The sequence below is a fragment of the Staphylococcus sp. AC872 genome, from assembly GCF_979255425.1.
The window spans coordinates 1-345 of record NZ_CEEDKW010000040.1; the positions used below are offsets into that span (position 1 = coordinate 1).

The window sequence follows — 345 nt, forward strand, 5'->3', positions numbered from 1 at the left end:
GGTGGAGACTAGCGGGATCGAACCGCTGACCTCCTGCGTGCAAAGCAGGCGCTCTCCCAGCTGAGCTAAGCCCCCATTTATTAAGAAGTCGGGAAGACAGGATTCGAACCTGCGACCCCTTGGTCCCAAACCAAGTGCTCTACCAAGCTGAGCTACTTCCCGTATGTAGTTATATTCTTTAAAAATGGCGCGCCCGATAGGAGTCGAACCCATAACCTCTTGATCCGTAGTCAAACGCTCTATCCAGTTGAGCTACGGGCGCTTATTAAAGATGGTGCCGAGGACCGGAATCGAACCGGTACGGTGATCTCTCACCGCAGGATTTTAAGTCCTGTGCGTCTGCCA

3 tRNA genes are annotated in these 345 nt (G+C 53.0%); all 3 read right to left on the reverse strand.

The window, feature by feature from the left end:
• Positions 1-2: 2 nt before the first annotated feature.
• The 3 genes from ACZ267_RS12830 to ACZ267_RS12840 all read right to left on the reverse strand — a co-directional run bounded on the left by ACZ267_RS12830 (position 3) and on the right by ACZ267_RS12840 (position 262).
• Positions 3-75 (reverse strand) — tRNA-Ala (locus ACZ267_RS12830).
• Between the two features lie 13 nt (positions 76-88).
• Positions 89-162, reverse strand: a tRNA-Pro gene (locus ACZ267_RS12835).
• A gap of 23 nt (positions 163-185) precedes the next feature.
• Positions 186-262: transfer RNA gene (locus ACZ267_RS12840), tRNA-Arg, on the reverse strand.
• Positions 263-345: the final 83 nt, after the last annotated feature.